The sequence below is a fragment of the Priestia aryabhattai genome (assembly GCF_023715685.1).
Lineage (GTDB): Bacteria > Bacillota > Bacilli > Bacillales > Bacillaceae_H > Priestia > Priestia aryabhattai_B.
Window position 1 is genome coordinate 1,067,162 of the sequence record NZ_JAMBOQ010000001.1, and the last position, 23,020, is coordinate 1,090,181.

24 protein-coding genes, 1 tRNA gene and 1 other annotated feature are annotated in these 23,020 nt (G+C 38.3%); of the genes, 1 reads left to right on the forward strand and 24 read right to left on the reverse strand.

Translation table 11 applies throughout. The features are described 5' to 3' along the window. Positions 1–10: 10 nt before the first annotated feature. The 15 genes from M3225_RS05535 to M3225_RS05605 all read right to left on the reverse strand — a co-directional run bounded on the left by M3225_RS05535 (position 11) and on the right by M3225_RS05605 (position 15,213). Positions 11–1,546, reverse strand: coding sequence for a 2-isopropylmalate synthase (locus M3225_RS05535; RefSeq protein ID WP_025750618.1), 1,536 nt, complete (start codon positions 1,544–1,546; stop codon positions 11–13). After that, positions 1,533–2,558, reverse strand: a complete 1,026-nt coding sequence (gene ilvC / locus M3225_RS05540; protein ID WP_028411737.1) for a ketol-acid reductoisomerase — start codon at positions 2,556–2,558, stop codon at positions 1,533–1,535. Before ilvC ends, M3225_RS05535 begins: the two co-directional genes overlap by 14 nt. Positions 2,559–2,622: 64 nt before the next feature. Then, a complete protein-coding gene (gene ilvN / locus M3225_RS05545) occupies positions 2,623–3,135 on the reverse strand; it encodes an acetolactate synthase small subunit (protein ID WP_251391588.1) in 513 nt (170 codons plus the stop codon). Beyond that, positions 3,132–4,859 (reverse strand): acetolactate synthase large subunit, encoded by a 1,728-nt coding sequence (ilvB, locus tag M3225_RS05550; protein WP_251391590.1) that lies wholly within the window; start codon positions 4,857–4,859, stop codon positions 3,132–3,134. Before ilvB ends, ilvN begins: the two co-directional genes overlap by 4 nt. Before the next feature lie 68 nt (positions 4,860–4,927). Continuing rightward, positions 4,928–5,181: a binding site (T-box leader), on the reverse strand. Between the two features lie 326 nt (positions 5,182–5,507). Further along, positions 5,508–5,581 (reverse strand) — tRNA-Arg (locus M3225_RS05555). A 125-nt stretch (positions 5,582–5,706) separates the two neighbouring features. After that, on the reverse strand, positions 5,707–6,219 hold the full coding sequence (locus M3225_RS05560; protein WP_013059377.1) for a metallophosphoesterase: 513 nt from the start codon (positions 6,217–6,219) through the stop codon (positions 5,707–5,709). Between the two features lie 15 nt (positions 6,220–6,234). Continuing rightward, entirely contained in the window at positions 6,235–6,828 is a 594-nt protein-coding gene (locus M3225_RS05565) for an XTP/dITP diphosphatase (RefSeq protein ID WP_251391592.1), read from the reverse strand. A 9-nt stretch (positions 6,829–6,837) separates the two neighbouring features. Continuing rightward, positions 6,838–7,584, reverse strand: a complete 747-nt coding sequence (rph, locus tag M3225_RS05570) for a ribonuclease PH (RefSeq protein WP_251391594.1) — start codon at positions 7,582–7,584, stop codon at positions 6,838–6,840. A gap of 135 nt (positions 7,585–7,719) precedes the next feature. Next, positions 7,720–8,805, reverse strand: coding sequence for a GerMN domain-containing protein (locus tag M3225_RS05575; protein WP_251391596.1), 1,086 nt, complete (start codon positions 8,803–8,805; stop codon positions 7,720–7,722). A 112-nt stretch (positions 8,806–8,917) separates the two neighbouring features. Next, positions 8,918–9,712 (reverse strand): glutamate racemase, encoded by a 795-nt coding sequence (racE, locus tag M3225_RS05580; RefSeq protein ID WP_025601441.1) that lies wholly within the window; start codon positions 9,710–9,712, stop codon positions 8,918–8,920. 10 nt (positions 9,713–9,722) lie between these two features. After that, on the reverse strand, positions 9,723–10,166 hold the full coding sequence (locus M3225_RS05585) for a MarR family winged helix-turn-helix transcriptional regulator (RefSeq protein WP_013059382.1): 444 nt from the start codon (positions 10,164–10,166) through the stop codon (positions 9,723–9,725). A gap of 211 nt (positions 10,167–10,377) precedes the next feature. Continuing rightward, positions 10,378–10,992, reverse strand: coding sequence for a PH domain-containing protein (locus M3225_RS05590; RefSeq protein ID WP_251391597.1), 615 nt, complete (start codon positions 10,990–10,992; stop codon positions 10,378–10,380). Positions 10,993–11,106: 114 nt separating this feature from the next. Beyond that, positions 11,107–12,105, reverse strand: coding sequence for an inorganic phosphate transporter (locus tag M3225_RS05595; protein ID WP_251391598.1), 999 nt, complete (start codon positions 12,103–12,105; stop codon positions 11,107–11,109). A gap of 15 nt (positions 12,106–12,120) precedes the next feature. Then, the gene (locus M3225_RS05600; protein WP_223260325.1) at positions 12,121–12,753 is read right to left on the reverse strand and encodes a DUF47 domain-containing protein; all 633 of its coding nucleotides are present in this window, start codon (positions 12,751–12,753) and stop codon (positions 12,121–12,123) included. A 441-nt stretch (positions 12,754–13,194) separates the two neighbouring features. Further along, entirely contained in the window at positions 13,195–15,213 is a 2,019-nt protein-coding gene (locus M3225_RS05605; RefSeq protein WP_251391599.1) for a penicillin-binding transpeptidase domain-containing protein, read from the reverse strand. Positions 15,214–15,452: 239 nt separating this feature from the next. Here M3225_RS05605 and M3225_RS05610 point away from each other — a divergent pair, with 239 nt between their 5' ends. Beyond that, complete coding sequence (locus M3225_RS05610; protein WP_013059387.1) at positions 15,453–15,659, forward strand: hypothetical protein; 207 nt, start codon at positions 15,453–15,455, stop codon at positions 15,657–15,659. A 66-nt stretch (positions 15,660–15,725) separates the two neighbouring features. Here M3225_RS05610 and ssuD read toward each other — a convergent pair whose 3' ends face one another. The 9 genes from ssuD to gerE form a co-directional block, all read right to left on the reverse strand. Beyond that, a complete protein-coding gene (gene ssuD, locus M3225_RS05615) occupies positions 15,726–16,850 on the reverse strand; it encodes an FMNH2-dependent alkanesulfonate monooxygenase (protein WP_251391600.1) in 1,125 nt (374 codons plus the stop codon). After that, on the reverse strand, positions 16,847–17,401 hold the full coding sequence (gene ssuE / locus M3225_RS05620) for an NADPH-dependent FMN reductase (RefSeq protein WP_251391601.1): 555 nt from the start codon (positions 17,399–17,401) through the stop codon (positions 16,847–16,849). Before ssuE ends, ssuD begins: the two co-directional genes overlap by 4 nt. 69 nt (positions 17,402–17,470) lie before the next feature. Beyond that, the gene (locus M3225_RS05625) at positions 17,471–18,325 is read right to left on the reverse strand and encodes an ABC transporter permease (RefSeq protein WP_251391602.1); all 855 of its coding nucleotides are present in this window, start codon (positions 18,323–18,325) and stop codon (positions 17,471–17,473) included. Between the two features lie 10 nt (positions 18,326–18,335). Next, positions 18,336–19,322, reverse strand: coding sequence for an aliphatic sulfonate ABC transporter substrate-binding protein (locus tag M3225_RS05630; RefSeq protein WP_251391603.1), 987 nt, complete (start codon positions 19,320–19,322; stop codon positions 18,336–18,338). 33 nt (positions 19,323–19,355) lie between these two features. Next, positions 19,356–20,099: an ABC transporter ATP-binding protein gene (locus M3225_RS05635; protein WP_374109808.1), complete on the reverse strand. Its 744-nt coding sequence runs from the start codon at positions 20,097–20,099 to the stop codon at positions 19,356–19,358. A gap of 187 nt (positions 20,100–20,286) precedes the next feature. Beyond that, entirely contained in the window at positions 20,287–21,501 is a 1,215-nt protein-coding gene (locus M3225_RS05640; protein ID WP_251391605.1) for a cation:proton antiporter, read from the reverse strand. Continuing rightward, positions 21,502–22,002, reverse strand: a complete 501-nt coding sequence (locus M3225_RS05645) for a cation:proton antiporter regulatory subunit (RefSeq protein ID WP_050688587.1) — start codon at positions 22,000–22,002, stop codon at positions 21,502–21,504. Positions 22,003–22,150: 148 nt separating this feature from the next. Next, positions 22,151–22,477: a hypothetical protein gene (locus M3225_RS05650; RefSeq protein WP_251391606.1), complete on the reverse strand. Its 327-nt coding sequence runs from the start codon at positions 22,475–22,477 to the stop codon at positions 22,151–22,153. Positions 22,478–22,680: 203 nt separating this feature from the next. Further along, positions 22,681–22,905: a spore germination transcription factor GerE gene (gerE, locus tag M3225_RS05655; RefSeq protein ID WP_013059396.1), complete on the reverse strand. Its 225-nt coding sequence runs from the start codon at positions 22,903–22,905 to the stop codon at positions 22,681–22,683. Positions 22,906–23,020: the final 115 nt, after the last annotated feature.

The following is a 23,020-nucleotide window of genomic DNA, read 5'->3' on the forward strand; positions in this document are numbered from 1 at the left end:
TCCCTTCAGTTCACATTACTTCTTGCTTTGTACGATGCTGCTGAATAGCGATTAAACGATTAATGGCGTTCAGATATGCTTTCGCTGACGATTCTAATACGTCAAATGCTACTCCGCGTCCGCTTGCTTCAGTTCCTTCGCTTTCAACCTTCACAAATACTTCAGCCAATGCATCCGGCCCACCGTTAATAGACTGAATACGATAGTCTAATAGTTTTACATCTTGTTCAACACAGCGCTGCAGCGTATTATAGATAGCTTCCACGCTTCCAGATCCCGTAGCTGCTTCTTGAATCTCTTCGCCGTTTTCTTTGCGAAGCGTAATCGTAGCCGTAGGAATATTGTTCGTACCATACTGAACCTGCAGACTTTCAAGCTTATATTCACTGTCTTTACTAACTTGCTTTTGAATGACTAATGCCAATAAATCATCGTCCGTAATGTCTTTTTTCTTATCTGCTAAGTCTTTAAACTTCTCAAAAAGAACGTTTGCTTCCGTATCTTCCAATGTGAATCCAAGCTCTACTAAGCGTGTACGGAACGCATGACGGCCTGAGTGTTTGCCAAGCACAATTGGATTTTGTTTAACACCCACAAGTTCTGGGGAAATAATCTCATATGTTAACGGATTTTTTAAGACGCCATCTTGGTGAATACCTGATTCATGAGCAAAAGCATTTTTTCCGACAATTGCTTTATTTGGTGCAATATTCATCCCAGTAAGCTTACTGATAATGTCACTCGTACGCTTGATTTCAGGTAAGATAAGACCTGTGCTCGCTTGATAGAAATCTTGACGGACATGAAGAGCAAGTGCTACTTCTTCAAGAGCAGCGTTACCCGCACGTTCTCCGATTCCGTTAATCGTTCCTTCAATTTGAGTAGCTCCTGCTTCAATAGCAGCCATTGAATTGGCAACAGCTAGCCCTAAGTCATCGTGACAATGAGCTGACAAATCAACTTTATGAATATTTGATACATGTTCTTTTAAGTAATTAAATACTGATTGATAGTCACCAGGAGTGATAAATCCTACTGTATCTGGAATATTAACGACTTTTGCACCAGCATCGATAACTGCTTCTACAATTCTAGCTAAAAACGGTAAATCTGTTCGACATGCATCTTCAGCAGACCATTGAACAACCGGGAATTTTTTACTTGCGTACTTCACCATTTCCACTGCTGTTTCAAGTACTTCATCAGGTGTTTTTTTCAATTTATGCTGCATATGAATTTCCGAAGTAGCGATAAAGACATGCAGTCTTGGTTCTGCACTTTCTTTTAACGCTTCCCATGCAATGTCAATATCTTTTGTAACAGACCTTGCAAGGCCTGTTACAGAAGAATTTTTGACAATAGACGCAATTTCTTTTACGGATTGAAAATCACCTTTTGAAGAAGCGGGAAATCCGGCTTCAATGATGTCGATACCTAATCGCTCTAACTGCTTAGCAATTTCAAGCTTTTCTTGTAGGTTCAAATTGACTCCAGGTGACTGTTCACCATCGCGTAGCGTCGTGTCAAATAGTTTAATTTTTTGCACTAGCGATCACCGCTTCTTTCTTTTGTTTTTTAACAAATGGCATCATTTCACGTAATTGAGCGCCAACTTTTTCAATTAAATGTTCGTTTTCACGGTTATTGATAGCTGTAAATTCTGGACGATTTGCTTGGTTTTCTAGGATCCATCCTTTTGCAAATTTACCTGTTTGGATATCTTCAAGCACTTTTTTCATTTGTTCTTTGGAACGCTCATCTACAACGCGTGGTCCTGAAACGAAGTCACCCCATTGAGCTGTATCAGAGATTGAATAACGCATGCCTTCCATTCCGCCTTCATACATAAGGTCAACAATTAATTTTAATTCATGTAAACACTCAAAATATGCAACTTCTGGTTGGTAGCCAGCTTCTACAAGCGTTTCAAAACCAGCTTTAACTAATGAAGTTAAACCGCCACAAAGTACTGCTTGCTCACCGAAAAGATCTGTTTCTGTTTCTTCTTTAAATGTTGTTTCTAATACACCCGCACGAGCTGAACCGATTGCTTTAGCATAAGCTAACGCTACGTCTTTTGCTTCGCCAGTTACATCTTGAAATACTGCGAATAATGCTGGTACGCCAGCTCCTTCTTCATATGTTCTTCTTACAAGGTGACCAGGACCTTTTGGAGCTACTAAGAATACGTCAACAAATTCAGGTGCTACGATTTGATTAAAGTGAATGTTGAAACCGTGAGCAAATACTAAAGATTTTCCTGGTTTTAATCCTGGAAGAATTTCCTCGTTATAAACCTTTGGCTGATGCTCATCTGGAAGTAATACCATTACTACTTCTGCTTGTTGAACTGCTTCTTTTACAGATAATACAGTGAAGCCGTCTTGTTCTGCTTGATCCCATGATTTACCTTTACGTAATCCTACTACCACGTTCACTCCGCTGTCGCGTAAGTTTTGTGCGTGAGCGTGACCTTGTGAACCATAACCTACGATTGCTACTGTTTTACCTTGTAATAATTGATCCTTTGCATCTCCGTTATAATATACCTTTGTCATAATAAATCTCTCCTCTTAGTTTATATAGTTTTATATAGTTTACTTTTTTAGTAACTAGCTAGAATTAAATGATTGATGAAAGTTTGGTTGCTGCTTTTTGCGTACCGCGTGGAACAGCTACTGTTCCAGTGCGCGTTACTTCTTTTAATCCATAAGGCTGAAGTAAATCAATCATCGCTTCAATCTTGCTGGATTCACCTGTTACTTGAATAATTAAGCTGTCGCGGCTTACATCAATGATGGTTGCACGGAAAGGCTCAATTACTGCATAAAGTTCGTTACGGCTCGCTGGTGTAGATGCTACTTTCATTAAAGCAAGCTCTCTTGACACCACCGCTTGATCCGTAATATCTTGAACTTTTAACACGTCGATCTGCTTATTTAACTGCTTAATCACTTGTTCAGCAGCGTTATCATGCTCTACGTTCACAACAAACGTCATGCGTGATACATCCTCAGATTCAGTGTGCCCTACCGAAATACTCTCAATATTGAAATTTCTTTTTGTAAATAACCCCGTCACGCGATTTAAAACGCCCGCACGGTTTAATACAGTTGCTGTAATAATTCGCTTCATGGTTTCACCCCTACCATTTCATGTAATCCTTTTCCAGGTGCAACCATTGGATATACGTTTTCTTTAGGTGCGACAAAGAAGTTTAGTAAAACAGGTCCATCTGTTTCCATTGCTTCTTTCAAAGCCGCATGCGCTTCTTCTTCAGTAGAGGCTTGTAAACCTTTAATGTCATAGGCTTCTGCAAGCTTCATTAAATTAGGCTGATTCGGAATTAAAGAGTGCGAGTAGCGTTCTTCATAGAAGATTTCCTGCCACTGACGAACCATTCCAAGCGACTGATTGTTAAGTACAACCACTTTTACAGGTAAATTTAATTCTCTAATAACCCCTAATTCTTGAAGCGTCATTTGAAATCCACCGTCACCAACGACTGCTACAACTGTTTTATCTTTATTTGCCAGCTGAGCGCCGATTGCAGAAGGTAATCCAAAGCCCATGGTGCCAAGACCACCTGAAGTTACCCATCGATCTGGATTATTAAATGTGTAGTATTGAGCTACCCACATTTGATGTTGCCCAACGTCCGTTGTAACAACGGCATCTCCATTTGTATACTTGTGAAGCAACTCAACTACTTTTTGTGGTTTTAACACGTCCGCTGAGTTCTGATACCATAATGGATATTCTTGTTTCCACGCCGCTAATTTCTCATGCCATTTCGTATAATCTCCAATTTCTCCTTCTTGCAAAAGCAATTGCTTCAATACTTCTTTTGCATCTCCAACAATTGGAATCTTGGTTGGAACATTCTTTCCAATTTCCGCTGGGTCGATGTCAATGTGAGCAATTTTTGCATTTGGTGCAAAATGCTTTAAGTTACCTGTTACTCGGTCATCAAAGCGTGCACCGATACTAATGAGAAGATCACTCTCATAAATTGCCATGTTCGCTGTGTACGTTCCATGCATGCCAGCCATTCCTAAATGAAGCGGATGATCCGCAGGAAAACAGCCTAATCCTAAAAGCGTATTAATAACCGGAATATTTTGACGTTCAGCATAATTTTTTAATTGTTCTGAACCTTTACTCAATAACACTCCCGCACCTGCTAAGATAACAGGTTTCTTTGCAGCTGCTACTGCGTCTGTTAATTTTTTAACCTGCAGCTGATTTGGAAAATAGGTTGGCTGATAGCCAGGTAAATCAATTTCTCCTTCGTAACTGAATGTTCCATCACCCTGTGCCATATCTTTTGGAATATCAATTAAGACTGGACCAGGTCTTCCTGTTGTCGCAATATGAAATGCCTCTTTGATGATTCTCGGCATATCGCTGATATTACGTACTTGATAGCTATGTTTCGTAATTGGCATTGTAATTCCTAGTACATCTGCTTCTTGAAACGCATCAGAACCAATTACACTTGAAGCTACTTGACCAGTAAAAACAACTAAAGGAAGTGAGTCAATCATCGCATCTGCCAAACCTGTTACGATATTTGTTGCACCAGGACCACTTGTTGCGATAACTACACCGGGTTTGCCTGAAATTCTTGCGTACCCTTCTGCTGCGTGAATTCCACCTTGTTCGTGACGAGCAAGTACGTGAAACATTCCTGAACCGTATAGCTTATCGTAAATCGGTAAAACGGCTCCCCCTGGGTAACCGAAGATGACGTCAACGTTTTCTCTTCTTAGAGATTCAATCAACATGTCAGCTCCATTCATTTGTGCCCCAGTGCCTACAGGTTCTTTCGTTTGCATATTGGCTCCCACTTTTCTCATCCTTTCGTTTTCTAGATAAAAGAAAAAAGACTTCTCACCCCTAAATAGACCCTATCAAATGATATAGGTCAAGGGGCGAAAAGTCTTTTGTACTTTACGCGGTACCACCCTCGTTTGTAATCATAATGATTACCTTATGAATGTATACTGTACATTCTTTTTGATAACGAGTGCTTTGGAAGTACACTCGGTCGCCCTTACTGAATTTCAGGGTGACACTCCGAGGTGAGTTCATTTTGAGTTGGTAACATCGGCTTCCAGCAACCCGACTCTCTGTTGATACCTAAACACCAAAACTACTTATCCTCTTCAACGTTTTAAAACGCTATATGCTTTTTGAATAATGCTTTGCATCATATTTTAAATTACTTATAATTAATTAAAATTTTTAGAAAACTTATATTTGAGGACTATCTTACGCCCATTTCTATGCATAGTCAACCACTTTTCGAGATTTTTTTAGACAATTTAGACTAAACAGAATATTTGAATGCGTTTTCATCATTGATGTAATGAGGGTTTGCAGCAGTTCAAAAAGTTTTTCTGAAACGTTCATTTGTACACACTGAATGAACAAACATTCACTTTTAAGGTGAATAAAAAATCCCGGCTTTTACTTTTTAGTAAAAGCCGGGATTTTTTGTTGGACGTCCCAGGAGAGATTCGAACTCCCGACCGACGGCTTAGAAGGCCGTTGCTCTATCCTGCTGAGCTACTGGGACATAATGTTAAAGTATATCAAAGACAATACTTATTATATTCAAATATAATTTAAAAGTCAACGTTTTTTTGAAATTTTATGAGAAGAGAGGTAAAAAACCTTCTCTTCTCCCTATATTTGGCTATACTATGCTGAAAGTGTACAGGTTAACTGCATGCTAGGAATATGTTTACCGCTTATATCGTAAAACTGCACGGTAGCTTCTGTACCATCCATTACTAGTATAGCATACGTACGTTCTTTTCTCATACGAGGAAGTAACATACTTCCCGGATTGATAAATAAAACTCCGTCCATGAGCTCAGCTCCCGCTATGTGAGAATGCCCAAAACAAACAACATTTGCTCCGACTTCTCTCGCTTTGTAATGCAAGTTCATCATAGACATTTTAACATTGTATAAGTGACCGTGTGTAACCAGACACGTAGCTTCTCCAAGCGACTCTACTCGATCATTGACGTAAGATGCATCGTAGTCACAATTTCCTCGAACGCCTAAAAATGCAGACATTTCTTTGCTGTCTTGCGGCAACTCAGAGTCGCCACAATGAATCATCTTATCTACATCAGCATGTCTCTCTCTGATAGTGAGCAGTTCTTCTTGTAACCCGTGGCTATCGCTTACAATTAATAGTTTCACACGTCATCACTCCTTCTAAAATTGCGCATCAATTAGCGGTGCTAGTTTTTGTAACGCATTTGCTCGGTGACTAATTTGATTTTTTTGTTCTTTAGACAATTCTGCCATGGAGCAGTTCCATTTTTCTACAAAGAAAATAGGATCGTACCCAAAACCGTTTTCTCCTTTTTTTTCCTCCAAGATGCGCCCTTCACACGTGCCTTCTACAATTTCTGGTCTCTTTCCAGGCACTGCAATAGCAAGAGCACAATGAAAGCGTGCCGTGCGCTTTTCAAACGGCACGCCATTTAATTTTTGAAGTACCTTCTCTATATTAGCATTATCATCTTTATTTTCACCAGCATAACGCGCGGAATAAACGCCTGGTTCTCCGTTTAAGGCATCAATAGCAAGCCCCGAGTCATCGGCAATGACCGGCTTATTTAATGCGGATGAAATGGTCTCTGCTTTTAGCGTCGCATTCTCTGCAAATGTAACGCCCGTTTCTTCCACGTCTTCAATCTCAGGAAAATCAAGGAGCGATTTTACTTTAAATCCCTTCGGTGAGAAAAGTGTTTCAAAATCTTTTACTTTGCCTGCATTTTTAGTTGCAATAATAATTTCACGCACGGGAATCCCTTACCTTTCTTTAACCGGAATGTAAGCAGCTAGATGATTAAGAACTTCCTTTTGCTGTTCAATCAATTGATAAATACCATTTCCCCCTAAATCCAGAAGATGATTTAACTGCTCTCTCGAAAAAGTCGATTCCTCTCCCGTTCCCTGCAGTTCTACAAACTGTCCGCTTCCTGTCATCACAATATTCATGTCAACTTCCGCTGTCGAATCTTCTTCATAATTTAAATCTAAAATCGCATTTTCTCCATGAACACCTACCGAAGTCGCAGCTAAGTAGTCACGAATAGGAATTTCTGTCAGCTTGTTCTCTTCAACCAGCTTTCCAAACGCTAAAACCATAGCCACAAAAGCACCTGTAATCGATGCTGTTCTTGTTCCACCATCTGCTTGAATAACATCGCAGTCAATCCAAATTGTCTTTTCTCCAACCTTTTCAAGATCGACTACAGAACGAAGAGCTCGTCCGATTAGACGCTGAATTTCCATTGTGCGTCCTGTAACTTTACCTTTTGTTGATTCACGTATATTTCTTTGTGCCGTTGCTCGAGGCAGCATAGAATATTCAGCTGTAATCCATCCTTTTCCTTGTCCACGCATAAAAGGAGGTACTCTGTCGTCTATGCTTGCTGTACAAATAACCTTTGTGTCTCCTACCGAAATTAATACAGATCCTTCTGGATGCTTTAAGTATGAAGTATGGAGAGATACAGGTCTCAATTCATTAAATTCTCTACCGTCCAAACGCATTAAGCATGTCCTCCTATTAATTCATTTATATGTATATAGCCTCTTCCATTTTAACTATAAAACAGCGGAAAGAGGTCGCTATTTCAGCAGACCTCTTTCTACTTAGTCTTTTACTAGTATAACAAAAATTTGTTTTTAAAAACTACCTGTGTTCACATTTTTAGGTCTTGCAACTGGTTCCGTTAACTTTTTCCCTTTTTCATCTTTTAGCGTTTTTTTACCGTCCACCTTAATTGCAACGCTGTCTACAGCTTTTTGTTCCGTCAGTGATAACACTAAGGAGTCGAGAACACGCTGAGAAATTTCGGTTCCTTTTAAATTTCCAAAGATGTTTTTATTAAAGTTCAGCGTTAACTCACCGTCTGCATACTTTGGAGCTGCTACTAGCTTTGCGTCAGGATTAAAGTCTGTCACTAAACCTGATGCGGGCGCAGGCCCTTCTACAAGCTCATTTACAATCGCAGTGTACATATCTTTGTCATCAGAAGCAATCCGTTTTGTGACAGGAACATAGTAAGTTTGTTTGCCCTCTTGAGCTAAGTAATAGATCGTAACTGGCTTCGTTTGGGTTACGTCAACTACTCCAGTATTATCAAAGTTAATGCCATCTGCTCTGCTCAAGCCTTTACTGATTGGCGTATGATTTACAGGCATCTCATCTTTATCATAGCCGTTAATGCGAATTTTAACTTTATTTACGCCTTCAAACTGCGTCAGCGTCCACGTGACGGCCTGCAAGATACGGAGTTCATCTTCTTTTTTATACTCAGCAAATTCAGGTGAAAAATCTGCCACCATCGTGCCGTCACTTTCCAGCTTTGTCCCTAAAACTCTTGTATCAGCAGGAAGAACCGCTCGGAAATTATTTGGCAATAAGTTTGTGACTGGTCCACCCTCTACTAAATATTCAAGAGACTGTTTAGCAACACCTTTTGATTTAGGAATTTCAAGCGTCTGGGGAACAACGTACCCGTTTTTATCAATTAAGTAGAGTTCTCTTTTGGTAGGCGCAGATGTTTCTGCCGCTTTACTTTGTTTTTTATTAGCTTCCATTACTTTCGCTTCAGTCGCTAATGATTTTTCATCTTTCACATAGGTGACATCCTTTGGCGGATCAATTTCCTTTGCTGCGTTATCCCCTCCGAAAAGTCCACAGCCGGATAACATTACAGATGTGGTCACCACGGCGGATATGAGAACAAATTGGGTCTTTTTGGACATTCCTTTCCCTCCTCAGACTGTTTGTACTACTATGTATACGAGCTTATTTGCATTTTAGACCAGCTCAAAGAAGTTTTTGTCCACAAAAAAACCGAGCATGATATGCACGGTTTTAAAGCTTGATATGTTCAACATTATATACAGGGTGCTCAAACCATTTAGATGCAATAGATTGAAACAGTTCTGTTGATCCTGTTGTAAAGAAGTAGTGTTCAGGCTCCATGTTTCTAGGAGCTAGTAAATTGCTATAAGAAAGAATGGCACTTACCTCTATTGCCGTTTCTTCGCCAGAACTGATTAACTGAACTCGAGGCCCAATTGCTTCTTGAATAACTGGCTTTAATAACGGATAATGCGTACATCCTAAAATAAGGGTATCCATATCTGTATGATAAAAAGGTTTTAATGTTTCTTTTACAATTCGCTGCGCTTCCGGTCCTTCATAATTACCGCTCTCTACAAGAGGTACAAACAAAGGGCATGCTAAATTTTCCACTTCCACTCTCGTATGAAGAGCGCGGAGTGCATGTGTATAGGCTTGACTTTTCACGGTTCCGTTTGTGCCGATTACGCCTATTTTATGATTTTTAGTTACTTTAAGCGCAGCGCGTGATCCTGGTTCAATGACGCCTATAACCGGAATATCGAGCTGTTCTTGAATTTCATCTAGTACAACTGCCGTAGCCGTATTGCACGCAATAACAAGCATTTTAATATCTTTATCCACTAAATAATTAGTCATCTCCCATGTGAAAGCTCGTACTTCTTCACTAGGACGAGGACCGTATGGGCAGCGGGCTGTATCTCCAATGTACATAATTTGTTCTTTCGGAAGCTGTCTCATAATTTCCTTTGCTACCGTTAATCCGCCCACACCTGAATCTATAACACCAATTGGTCTACTCAAAACAATCGCCTCATTTTTCTTTCATTTCATCATGCAATTTTCGTAACGTTACTCGTAAAACTTCCGTTTCACTAGGAGAGAAGTTTGCCAGTACGCCATTTAAATACGTTTGTCTCTTTTCGATTACTTCTTCGATAACACGCGCTCCTTCAGGAAGCAAATGAATACGCACTACGCGGCGGTCTTTTGGATCTTTCACCCGAACCACCAACTTATTTTTTTCCATACGATCTACTAAATCTGTCGTTGTACTACAAGCAAGAAAAATACGATTTGATAAATCGCCAATCGTCATATCTCCACGTTCAAACAACCACTGCAAAGCAATAAACTGAGGTGGCGTAATCGTATAGTCTTCTAAAATTTCTCTTCCTTTTTGCTTCACAATCGCTGCAATATGTCGAAGTGACTTTTCTAATTCTGCCACTGTATCCTCATTATTTTTTGCTGTCATACCGTAATCCTTTCCACCTATAAGTCTTATTTTCTATTATTTCTTTTAGTTAAACCCGTCTCTATTGTTTCTCTTTTCTATTTTATATTGTGCTCTTTTTTCGGTGATTTTTCAAGGTTAACATGAGGATTATACAACGTTCATCATAAGTCTACATACTCTCATTCAGCATCAAAAAACAGCTGCTCCATAAAAGAAGCAGCTGTTGCTATTAATTATTGATATACAGCTCGAAAACTGAGCTGAAATCTTTTGTTGTGTAGGCTGTTTTTTTATCTAATAACCAAGAAAACGCAGCTTCGTTAATTTCTTTAAATTCACCAGCAACACTTCCACTTGTATTTCTTGTACTGCTTAGCGTAGAAGAAGCTAGCTGAATGCTTTGTTTAGCAAAATCGAGCGCAACTTCATTTTCACGCGTTATTTCAGACATTTTAAACAGTGCTTTATATAAATCTTTTACCTCTTCTATATGCTTTTTGTGTACATCGATAGAAAAAGTCTCCGAGCCAATTTTAAATTTAATTTCCACATCTAAATCGACAGTTCCAGCCGTTTCTAGCATCACGTTTGAAAGGTGATTTGTGCTGTAGTTATAGCGGCGAAGCATTCGCTTTTTGCTTGTAGCACTTGTTCCATCAAGGTGAATGAGCGCTTTATTAGTAAAGCAATATTCATCTGACTTTGATTTGATTAGAAAATAAATCTTTTCTTGTTCTTCATGCATAACGTAATCGTCTGCATCTACCTTGTCATAATCAACTGGCTTAATAACAGAACCAATATCACTTAGCCCCAACACATCAGCAGCTACCTTTCCAAACATTTCCTCATCTCCCTTTTAAAAACGATTGTGTTATTTTCATGCTTTAAGTGTACTGTGCAAATGAGGGGATGTAAATAAAAAAAAGGAGCTTCTTTAAAAGAAGCTCCCCATTTATTAAAAGACCAAATTTAAAATCATATAGATAAGTGCAGCTAATGAAGCTGAAATTGGCAATGTGATAACCCATGTAATCACCATGCGCTGTGCAGTTCCCCATTTTACACCTTTCACTCGGTGAGCAGAACCTACACCTAAGATAGAAGATGAAATAACATGAGTAGTACTGACAGGTAGATGAATAAACGTTGCTCCAAAGATAATTGCAGCACCCGTTAAGTCCGCAGCTACTCCATTAACAGGACGAATTTTCATAATTTTACCGCCGACGGTTTTAATGATTTTCCATCCACCAATTGACGTTCCAAGCCCCATTGCAACCGCACAAGCCAGCTGTACCCACCACTGAATGTCAGTACCGCTTTGCATGTTGTTAGCAATAAGCGCTAGCGTAATGATACCCATTGCTTTTTGCGCATCATTCGTACCGTGTGTGTACGATTGTAGGGCTGCAGTCAGGATTTGAACGCGTCGAAAACGCTTATTCGTTTTCGTTAAGTTATGATTTTTAAACGTTAGTTTGATAATCGTATAGACAATATAACCTACTACAAAGGCTAGAACTGGTGAAATTAGAAGGGCTTCAATGATTTTGATAAAACCTTTATAATTTAAAGCACCAAATCCAGCGGCTGCAATAGCTGCTCCTGCAATCGATCCAATAATTGCATGAGAAGAACTACTCGGAATACCGAAATACCATGTGATTAGGTTCCACGCAATAGCAGAAATTAATGCAGCTAAAATAACGACAGAACCATTTTGAAGCGTATAAGGATCAACGATATCCTTTGTAATCGTTTTGGCTACGCCCGTAAACGTCATAGCACCGACAAAGTTCATGGTTGCGGCTAAAAGAATTGCATGTCGCGGTTTTAAAGCTTTGGTTGAAACAGAAGTCGCAATTGCATTAGCTGTATCGTGAAATCCGTTGATAAAGTCAAATCCAAGTGCACCCACTACAATTAGAATGGTTAATATTAGCATCGAATCCATTATAATATAGCCCCGTTACGCATTCTTCATAATAACTGATTCTAAGTTGTTCGCAACCGTTTGACAATAATCCGCAATTTCTTCTAGCGTTTCATAAATTTCTTTATATTGAATAACTTTAATTGGATCTTTACATGTTGCAAATAATTGTTTTAGTGCACGACGATATAATGTATCACAATGTGACTCATACTCTTTAATTTTAATTGCATGCTCACTAATTTGAAGAAGCTTTTTCTCAGACAACAAATTAATAGTAATTAAAATCTCTTCAGCACAGCCTTGAATATTTTTAACAAATTCAGCTACATATTCATCAAATTTCGTAATTGAATGAATTTCCATTAAAGCAGCAAAGCTGTCGATGCCATCAAGTACATCATCCATGCTCATCGCTAGCTGTAGAATATCTTCACGCTCAATTGGAGTAATAAATGCTTTGTTCAACTCAGTAATCACTGTATGCACGTATTTATCACCTTTTGATTCATACGCTTTTAAAACGTTGGCAAATTCCTTTAGGTCAGATACATTTTGAAGTTCAAAGCTGCCTAAAAACTCCGCTGAGTCCTTAATATTTTGGGCAATGTCCATTAACATTTCAGAAAACTTGTCTTTTTTTCTTTTGATCACGTTGCAATCCTCCATCCAATTTATCGAAACTTTACCACTCGTTTTTCTCTCTATCTTCTTATATGTGTTCTAGTTTCTTTTTTCATTTAAAGTAATGGATAAAACTTAGCTGTTCATTACTATAACGAGAGAAACCACCTCTCTTGTGTATCAAAAAATTCTAAAAAAACAAACGTTCACCAGAGCAAAAGTCCCAAAAAGTGGTTCTTTTGCTTATAGGTTATGCGATTCATTTTTTTACGCCAAGTCAAAAATTACTCCTATTATTGTTAATTGTCAATAACTTTTCAAACACATTTTTTTAGGCCTCTTTACAATACATTAACAATAATACGTTGATTCCTTTTAAAATAAGGGTTTTTAGAGTTTGTATAAAACTGGGATTTACAAAAACTTAACATTACTCTCCTTGTGTAAATAATAAAAGCCAGTTCCTTTAGAACTGGCTTTTATTATTTACCTATTATATTGCTGAAATACATTTTTTACTTTTGGTACGACGTAATGACTTCCGCCTTTATCTTCTACTCCTTCAACCATCATTGAAACGAGTAGGTTTTTCTGTTTTGTGTCCACAGCTACAAACCAGCCGTTTTCTTGACCTTTTTCACCTTGACTTTTCTTTAACTCTGCCGTTCCAGTTTTTCCAGCCAAGGTTAACCCATCTATCTTTGCGGCATGACCCGTACCGTTTTTATCTTCAATGACATCAACTAAATCATTTTGAATTAATTGCGCCGTTGCTTTAGATATCACTTGTTTTTTCCATATCCCACTCTCGTCACCGTTCATAAGAGTAGGCTTTACTATGTTTCCATCGTTTACAATCGATGTATACATCAATGCTAAGTGGAGAGGGTTTACTTGCAGTTTCCCCTGGCCATAGCCAGAGTTTGCTAATACTCCTTCATCTTTAATATCTTGATCACCTGCAATTTTAGACGTTTCAAAAGGATAATTAACAGGCATTTTTTGATTGAATCCAAATTGTTTTAATCCACTGTTAAATTTGTCTAAACCTAGCTTCAATGCAGTCTGCGCAAAATAAATATTATCAGATGTGACATAAGCATCACGTAAATTAACATTCGGCTTGCTGCCCACTCGTGTTACGTAGAAATTCCCCCAGCTTTTATCCTTCTGCCATTTCTTTCCGCTGATTGATATACTTTCGTTTGGATTTAGCACGCCTTCATCAACAGCTAAAGCTCCCGTGACTAACTTAAATGTAGATCCCGGAGAATACGTTTTAGTAAAGCGATTCATTAAAGGCTTATTGGGATTCGTCGAAAGGGCTTGATACGTATTAGCATCGATTCCAAAAGAAAAGGAATTTGGGTCAAAAGCCGGCGTGCTTACAAGACCTAATATTTCTCCCGTTTTAGGTTGAAGAGCAGTAGCTACTCCTTTTTCATCTTTTAACTGTTCATAAAGGGATTTTTGAACGTTCATATCTACCGTAACTTGGACGCTTTCCCCGTCTTTTGGATTTAATTTCGCAATTTCACTCTTTTTATTACCATCTTTATCTACAGTGTAAATTGTGACACCGTCTCGAGCACGAAGCTTATCTTCATATAAAGATTCTAAGCCAACCATTCCAGCTTTAGACTGAGCATTATAACCTTCATCTTTATGCTCTTTTAAATATTCCGCTGTGACAGGTGCAACGTATCCAACTAAATGAGCACAAGCTTCTTCACAAGGATATACACGCGCATTTACCTTTTTCTGCTGAACGCCTTCTACATTTTTCAAAGAATTCTCTAAATTAGAGGCATCTTTTTGACTAACTGTTTTAATAGGAACGAATTGATTCTCTTTCACCCAAGAAGCACTCAGTGCTTGATTAATACTTTTTTCTGAAAGAGCAAGGGTCTTACTTAATTGTTGTATAGCTTGCTGTCCGCCTTTAGAAAACTGCTGGGGAACAACTCCAACTTGAATCGCTTCTCCGTTTTGAGCTAAATATTTCCCTGAACGATCCATAATTTCTCCACGCACAGCGGACTGAGTAGCTACTCTTACTTGCTCTCCTTGCTTAAGTCCTTTAAAAATCATATTAGGCTTCCAATTAATATACCAATTTTCTGCATCCCCTTGTTTTTCTTGAACCACAGCAGCATTTTCTTTAAATGAGATTTCACCCGCTACAGAATTCATGTTCACTTCAAAAGGTAACACAGCTTTATGCTCTTTTATTTCTAAGTCTTCTACTTTATTTGCCTTCACTTTAAGCTTGTCCGCTTCAATTGCATCATAGATATTTTTATATCGATTTACAAATTCTTTTTCTGAAATCGTCTTTTTAGCATCTTTAGACAAGTATCCGTACATGCCTTTAAAATCTTCTTTATTCCACATGGCTACATATTTAGCAAATCGGTCCTGTGCTTCCTGTTGATCATTTGAGCAACCGGCAGTTATTAATAAGAGAATTGCCATAGTAAAAAATAGCCACCCAATTCGTCTCATGATGATTTTCCCCCTTTTTTCAATACCATTCTTATCATATATAATTTTACATAAACTTTCCATTAGAAAGTTACAAACAGGAATTAATTGGTATTACAACCCGCTAGTTTTACATATTTACAAAAAAAATCAATAGGTAAATAAGAAAAAAAATGAACGTTTTGTGAATATTTTGTGTCTTTTTTGGAAAGTATTTGATATAATGATTGTAAGAAGAAAAAGAATAGGAGGCGACTAAAATGAGAAGATTCTTACAGTTTTACTTTATGTTTAGTTCTCTGTTCTGTTTTGGAAGCGTTTTCGTACTACTTATGTCTCAAGAATATTATTTTGCACCGTTATTTCTCACACTGGGCTGTTTAAATATTTTTCTCTTTAAAGTATATATTCAAGAAAGTCGAAAAGATAAACAAGCTGCACCTGAAAAACCAAAACCAACAATTTAACAAACTCGTTTCTCGGCTGAGATGAATGCAGAAGAAGAACCGGTGAAAAAATCACCGGTTCTTCTTTTACGACGTTGAAGCTTTTGGAAACCTATCGTTTGCAATAATCTCCCCTATGCTTTCACTCTTTCCTTCACCGTCATCAATATTTAAAAGCGGGAACAATAACTCCCCTACGTAATAAGCTTCTTCTAAATGGGGATAGCCTGATAAAATAAAAGATTCAATTCCTAAAGCTTCATATTCTTTTATTCGTTTCGCTATATTTTCAGCACTGCCTACTAGAGCAGTTCCTGCACCTCCCCGAACGAGCCCTACACCTGCCCATAAATTAGGGCTAATCGTAAGTTCCTCTCGGGTTCCCCTATGAAGGCTCGCCATTCGCTGCTGCCCGACTGAGTCATACCTGGCAAAAGTACGTTGTGCTGCTTGAATAGTGTCGTCGTCCAAATGCTGAATTAATCGATCGGCTGCTTGCCATGCCTCTTCTTCTGTTTCTCGTACAATAATATGCAAACGAATCCCAAACTTAACGGTTCTGCCTTCTGCTTCTGCTTGCTTTCTCACAGCCGTTATTTTTTCTCTTACTTGTTCAGGAGGTTCGCCCCACGTTAAATACACGTCTGAATGTTTTGCTGCCACTTTTTGTCCTGCGGGTGAAGACCCGCCAAAATAAATAGGTGGAGAAGGTTTTTGAACGGGTGGATACAACAGCTCACTATTCTCTACATGAATATGTTTTCCTTCATAATTAACCGTATCGCCAGCCAATAATCCTTTCCACACATCTAAAAATTCATCCGTAGCTGCATAACGCTCATCATGTGATAAGAAAAGGCCGTCTCCGGCTAATTCAGCTGGATCTCCTCCTGCTACTACGTTGACTAGTAAACGACCGTTTGAAATTCGATCAAGAGTTGAAGTCATGCGCGCTGCCACGGAAGGAGCCATAATACCGGGGCGTACAGCTACTAAAAATTTTAGACGCTCTGTCTCAGGTATAAGTGAAGCAGCCAATAGCCACGGGTCTTCGCATGATTTCCCCGTTGGAATCAGCACTCCTTCAAACCCTAATCGGTCAGCTGCTTGAGCAACTTGCCGGAAATATGAATAGTCTGCTGAACGACCTCCTCGATTTGTCCCTAAATATCTTCCATCTCCATGGGAAGGAATAAACCATAACATTTTCATGATTCAACACTCCTTTTCGTTTGTTCTAAATGATATCCTAGCTCTTTTAATGAACGTTTAATTCTCGCTTCCGCTTCTTCCGCAATAAACTCAATTTCATTTTCTTTCGTATAGGCCACCTCTGAATCAACAATATAAACTCCATGAATAAGAGCAGTAGCTCCTAAAACGGATAAAGTTGGCTTAAATACATAATCGAGAGCTAACAGATGAGCAATGGTTCCCCCTGTAGCTATTGGAAGCACCGTTTTATTGTGTAAACCTTTTTCAGGTATTAAATCTAAAAATGTTTTTAAGATTCCCGTGTAGCTAGCTTTATAGATTGGGCTGACAATAATAACGGCATCAGCATCTGCCACTTTCTTTTGAGCTTCTTGAATCGCAGGGCTAGAAAAGTTAGCATATACTAAGTCTTCAGCGGGTAGATCGCGGACATGCACGGTTTTCACTTCATATTTTTCATCTTGTAGGTTTGCTGCAATATAATCGCTTAAAGCAGTTGACCTTGATTGTTTTGAAGGACTTCCTGTAATAATTGTAACCTGGCTCATCATCATCTCTCCTTTTAACTTATAAAACCGATATATTTACAAGGATTAATACGTATATAAATCCTTATTTTATTTGTCACCTGCGTAGCTGTCTCTCCATTTGAGAAGACGATTTTCTAATATTCGGACAAATGAATCCGTTAATTTCCCTACAACAGCAAAAATGATAATTCCAACAAAAACTACGTCCGTTTGAGAAAACTGTCTAGCATCCATAATCATATATCCTACACCTTCACTTGCTCCCATTAATTCTGCTACTACCAGTCCGAGCCATGCAATACCTAAAGACAATCGGACACCCAGTAAAATATTAGGAAGAGCGGCTGGTAAAATGAGTTTTGTTATTTGTTTCCATTTACTAAATTGAAGAACACGAGCAACATCAAACAATTTCGAGTCAACGCCGCGAATGCCTAGATACGTATTAACATAGATTGGAAAAAATGCACCATTTGCAATTAACAATACTTTTGAAATTTCCCCAAAGCCAAACCATAAGATAAATAAAGGCGCCAATGCAAGGTGCGGAACGGTTCTAAGCATTTGAATAGAAGGATCCATATAGTGCTCCGTTTTCTTTGAGAAACCGACAATAACACCGAATAGTAACCCTAGACCAGCTCCAATGGCAAAACCTATAGCAGCACGCAAAATACTGATTTGAAGGTTAGCGCCGAGTTCCCCCGATACGATTAGCTGTTTAAAAGAAAGTACAATATCAACAGGGGTAGGAAGAACAGTTTTGGATACATAGCCCGCAGAACCAATGATTTGCCACACGACGATAAGTAGAATTGGCACGACAAGAGAACGAAGGAAAATTCCATGCTTATTTTTCGTTTCTTCTTTTCTTTTTTTCACTTTTTGCAAGTGAGCTACTGAAGACTGAACATGCCCTGACACCACAGATGTTTTACTCATTTTCATCACCTCATTTTTCTTTTAATGCTTTTTCAATAAATGAATTATCAACGACATCCCCAGTATCAATTTTCTTTTTAATAATGCCTAAAGATTGTTGAAAATCAGCTGTTCGCTGTTGTTCTGCAATAATTTCTTTAGAAGTTGGGCGATTATAGACAGGATTATTTTTTAATACTTGTCTTACTACGTCTTTATCTAGATTTTTTTGCTTTGCTAAAATATCCACAGATTCTTCAAAATGTTCGTTTTGCCACTGGAGCGCTTTTTGATAAACTTGTAAAAACTTAACGACTAACTCTGGATGATCTTTTGCGAAGCCTTCTCTTACAATAGTAAAACTTGGTGAAGCAACCTTTAACGAATCGCCGTCTGCTAAAATACGCGCTTCATTTTTTAAGTTTTGCAGTGAGACAAATGGTTCCCAAATTGACCATGCATCAACTGACCCATTTTCAAATGCTGGCTGAGCTTCGTCTGGCTGAAGCTGAATAATCTTTACATCACTTGGCTTCAAGCCATTTTGGTCAAGAGCTCTGTACAATAAATTAAAACCACTGCTTCCTTTCGCAACCGCAATCTTTTTACCTTTTAAATCTTTTACGCTTTTAATCTTGCTGTTTTTCCCTACTAAAATGGCATTTCCTTTTAATCCGTCGCTGGAATTAGCAATTTCTAAAAACGGAATATCTGCGCCTTGACCAGAAATAACCGGTGAATTTCCAACTTGACCGAAATCCAAGTGTCCAGATGCTAAACCTTCAAATTGCGGAGGACCGCTTTGAAACTCGGTCCATTTGACATTTACACCTATTTTTTTAAATTCTTTTTCAAACCATTTTTGGTTTTGTGCCAGCATTAAAGGTCCTAGGCTTTGTTGGATACCAATATTGATCGTAACGTTTTTCGAATCTTCTCCGCTCGCTTTTTCTTTCGTCCCGCACCCAGCCAATGCGAGAACAAGTACAATAGCTGCAGTTAAAAGTAGCTTTTTCATCTGTTCTATCTCCTTCTCTGTCTTATTGAATCTTTAATGTTCTCCTGCTTCTTCAAATTCTTTCAGTACTTGCTGCCTTAGTTGCTGAAATGGTAATTCTGTCTTTTTTCGCGGATGACTAATTTCTACTGGCACGACCCGGCTAATTTCTCCTGGTCTGGCACTCATAATCACAATTTTAGTCCCCAAGTAAATGGATTCATCTAAATCATGCGTAACAAAAATCATGGTTGTTTTTTCTTTTTTCCATATATCTAGCAGCACATCTTGCAAATGAGTGCGGGTGAAAGCATCTAACGCACCAAACGGTTCATCTAATAATAAAACCTCTGGATTTCTTAAAAGAGCACGCGCAATAGCAACTCGTTGAGACATCCCTCCAGATAGTTCTCGAGGATAAGCTTTTTCAAATCCTTTCAGCCTGACAATATCAATTAGCTCATCTACGCGGCGCCGAACGTTCGAATCTTTCAGCGATAAGTCAGCTGCTATATTTTGTTCAACATTAAGCCACGGGAACAAGCGGTGTTCTTGAAAAATCATTCCTTGTTTAATGCTAGGGCCGGCTATGTGCTTCCCGTTGATTTCAATGCGCCCTTCATAATCCATATCAAGTCCTGCGATCATTTTAAGCAGTGTACTTTTCCCGCATCCGCTCGGACCAATAACGGTTATAAATTCACCTTTATTAATAGTAAGATTTACATTTCGCAATGCTTGAGTTACTTGTTCTCCTTTTTGGAATGAGCGGTTAACCGATTGAATCATGACACTCACAGCAATTCCTCCTTCGTTAATTTTTAAATCAGAAACTATTTCACTTAAAAACACAAAAGCTCCTACCTGAAAAAGGTAGGAGCTTTCGGTTGACCGATCAGCCCGTTGCTATATTTAACTGATTTGTTATTGGATTATTTTGAATTTTATCATATTAATCCGATTTGTCAACTGCGTTTTATATATTTTATCCTTTTGATTCTTGAGGATTTGGTTTTTTCCATTTAAATACTCGGTTTAAAAATCCGTATATGTGCTTAGACTCCTTTGTTAACAAAGGACCAATAATAGCTAAAATCAATACGTAAAGCGCAGCGAATGGCTGAAGAATTGCAGATAATCCTCCTTCAATTCCAATGTTAGCCATAATGATAGAAAACTCGCCTCGTGACATAATCGTTAATCCAATGTTGGTAGAAGCCTTGTGTGACAGCCCGCTTTTTCTTCCTGAAATTATACCGGCTGTAAAGTTACCAATTATCGTAAGCGCAACTGCTCCAAGCGCAAGCCAGCCTGCATCCCATAACGTGAGAGGATCAATACTTAATCCGAAACTGAAGAAAAAGATGGCTCCAAAGAAATCACGAAACGGTACGACAAGATGTTCAATACGATCGCGATGTTCTGTTTCAGAAAATACAAGTCCAAGCAATAATGCGCCAATTGCTTCTGCCACGTGGATTGTTTCTGAGAAGCCTGCCACGAAAAACAATACCGCAAAAACTACGATTATAAAGATTTCGTTTGATGAAATATTTAAAAGTTTATTTAGTAGCGGCGTGGCTTTTCGAGCAATGATAAAGAACAGCATCATATAGCCAAACGCAATTAAAATAGACGTTAAAGACCCAGCAAGCGATCCGTGGTCCCCAAGCACCAACCCTGAAACGACAGAAAGATAAACGGCTAAGAAAATATCTTCAAACATAATGATCCCTAATATCAGTTCCGTTTCTGGATTCGCTGTTCGTTTTAAATCAACCAATACTTTTGCGACAATCGCACTGGATGAAATCGTAATAATTCCAGCGATAATCAGCACTTCAAGAAGAGGGTTTCCTGTCAGGTATCCATACAATAATCCTAAAGTGAAGTTAATTAAAATATAAATAGACCCTCCCACCGCGATGGACCTACCTGATTTAATTAACTTTCCAACTGAAAATTCTAATCCTAAATAAAATAGTAAAAAGAGAACTCCAATTCTCCCCATAAATTCAATAATCTCTTGGCTTTCAATAAACTTTAAACTGAACGAGCCAAACTCAGGAGCATGGGGACCAACCGCCATGCCCAGCAGAATGAGGAATGGAATAATTGTAAATTTAAATTTATGTGCTAGTATAGCCGCTAAAGCGACTAGTAACAAAGCTGTCCCAACTTCAAATACTAAATGATCCAATTATGAACTACCTCCTTGTGAAAGCAATTCTTTAATGAGCGTTTTTAAATTTCCTCTTTCTCCAGAGATGACAAGCGTATCTCCTTCTTCAATTAACGTATCTGGTCCTGGAGTTGATAATTTTTTTTGCGTGTTTTTAATGACGGCGATGATGGTGACATCATAGTTACTGCGAACGTCAATTTCACCAATTGTTTTGCTGTGAGCTTTCGCCTGCTTTTCAACTTTGTACCATTCAATAACTAAGTCATTGAATGCCACTTCAATGGTTTCCATTGCTTTGGGCTTATAAATCATGCCACCTAAAATAGCAGCTAGCTGTCTTGATTCCGTATCTGTTAACGTAATGTCAAAAATGCTTTCTTCTAAATCTTTTTGATCGAAGTGGTAGATTTCACGTCGTCCATCATCATGAATGATAACGACTACGCGGCTTCCTCCGCTTGTCTCAATTTCAAATTTACGGCCGATTCCTGGTAATTCCGTTTCTTTAATCATCATTGAATGATCACTCCTATAAAGTTTTTAAGAAGAATTTTTAAATTTTATCGCATTATTTGTATAGAAAATCCGCATGACAAATAAACCTAAGAATAGTTGGTAATTTTAGGTTTGAAGAAAAGGCTGTTGAAATTTCAACCTTTTTTATTTAATTGAGGTAACTTGATTGAAAGATTTTTGGATAAAAAAGTGTTTTCTTGAGGATAAAATACGCAATTTGATGCGTCGGAATGATGATTTTGGCACCCACCCATACTAAAGCAAAAGTTAATATCACACTTTGTATAAGAGATCCTATTTGTTTGACGCTGTGCTTAGCTCCTGGAGACATGTGCACGATATCCGTGTAATGCTGAACCGAACTTTTTGTGACCTTTACTTTTTCAAAGTCGTTATCAATAAATTTATCTGGCAAACTCGCAAAAGGCAAACAGAATATCATACATAACAATACGCTCATCCATACATTTTTCATCATCTCACCTCTCTTTCTTCTGAACTAGTATCTCCTTACTTAAAAGTATACGTACTCTGAAATTCAATTTCAAGCAATAAGTTTTTTTTATAAAGATTTATCTTTTTTATAATATTTTCTTAACGTCATTCTTTCTAGATGCATATGCGACACTTAAAAAAATATACAAAAAGCTGGCTTTCTAAGAAGAAAGCCAGCTCATGTTATAGTTCAAGTTCTCCCATACGAAGGAGTTCTACGACTGCTTGAGAACGCCCCTTGACTCCAAGCTTTTGCATCGCATTAGAAATATGATTTCGAACTGTTTTTTCGCTAATGAATAGTTCACTCGCGATTTCTTTTGTTGTTTTGTCCTGTACTAAAAGCTCGAATACTTCTCGTTCACGCTTTGTAAGTAGCGGTTTAGGTTGAAACTCTTTTTCTTTCAATGTAACCCTCCTTGCCTGATCCTGAGTTGAACTATCGGATGGGTGTAAATTTAGTCAACATATCTTATGTGCGGTATGCCTACGCGGTTACTAGTTTTAAAAAAAAATATGCAAA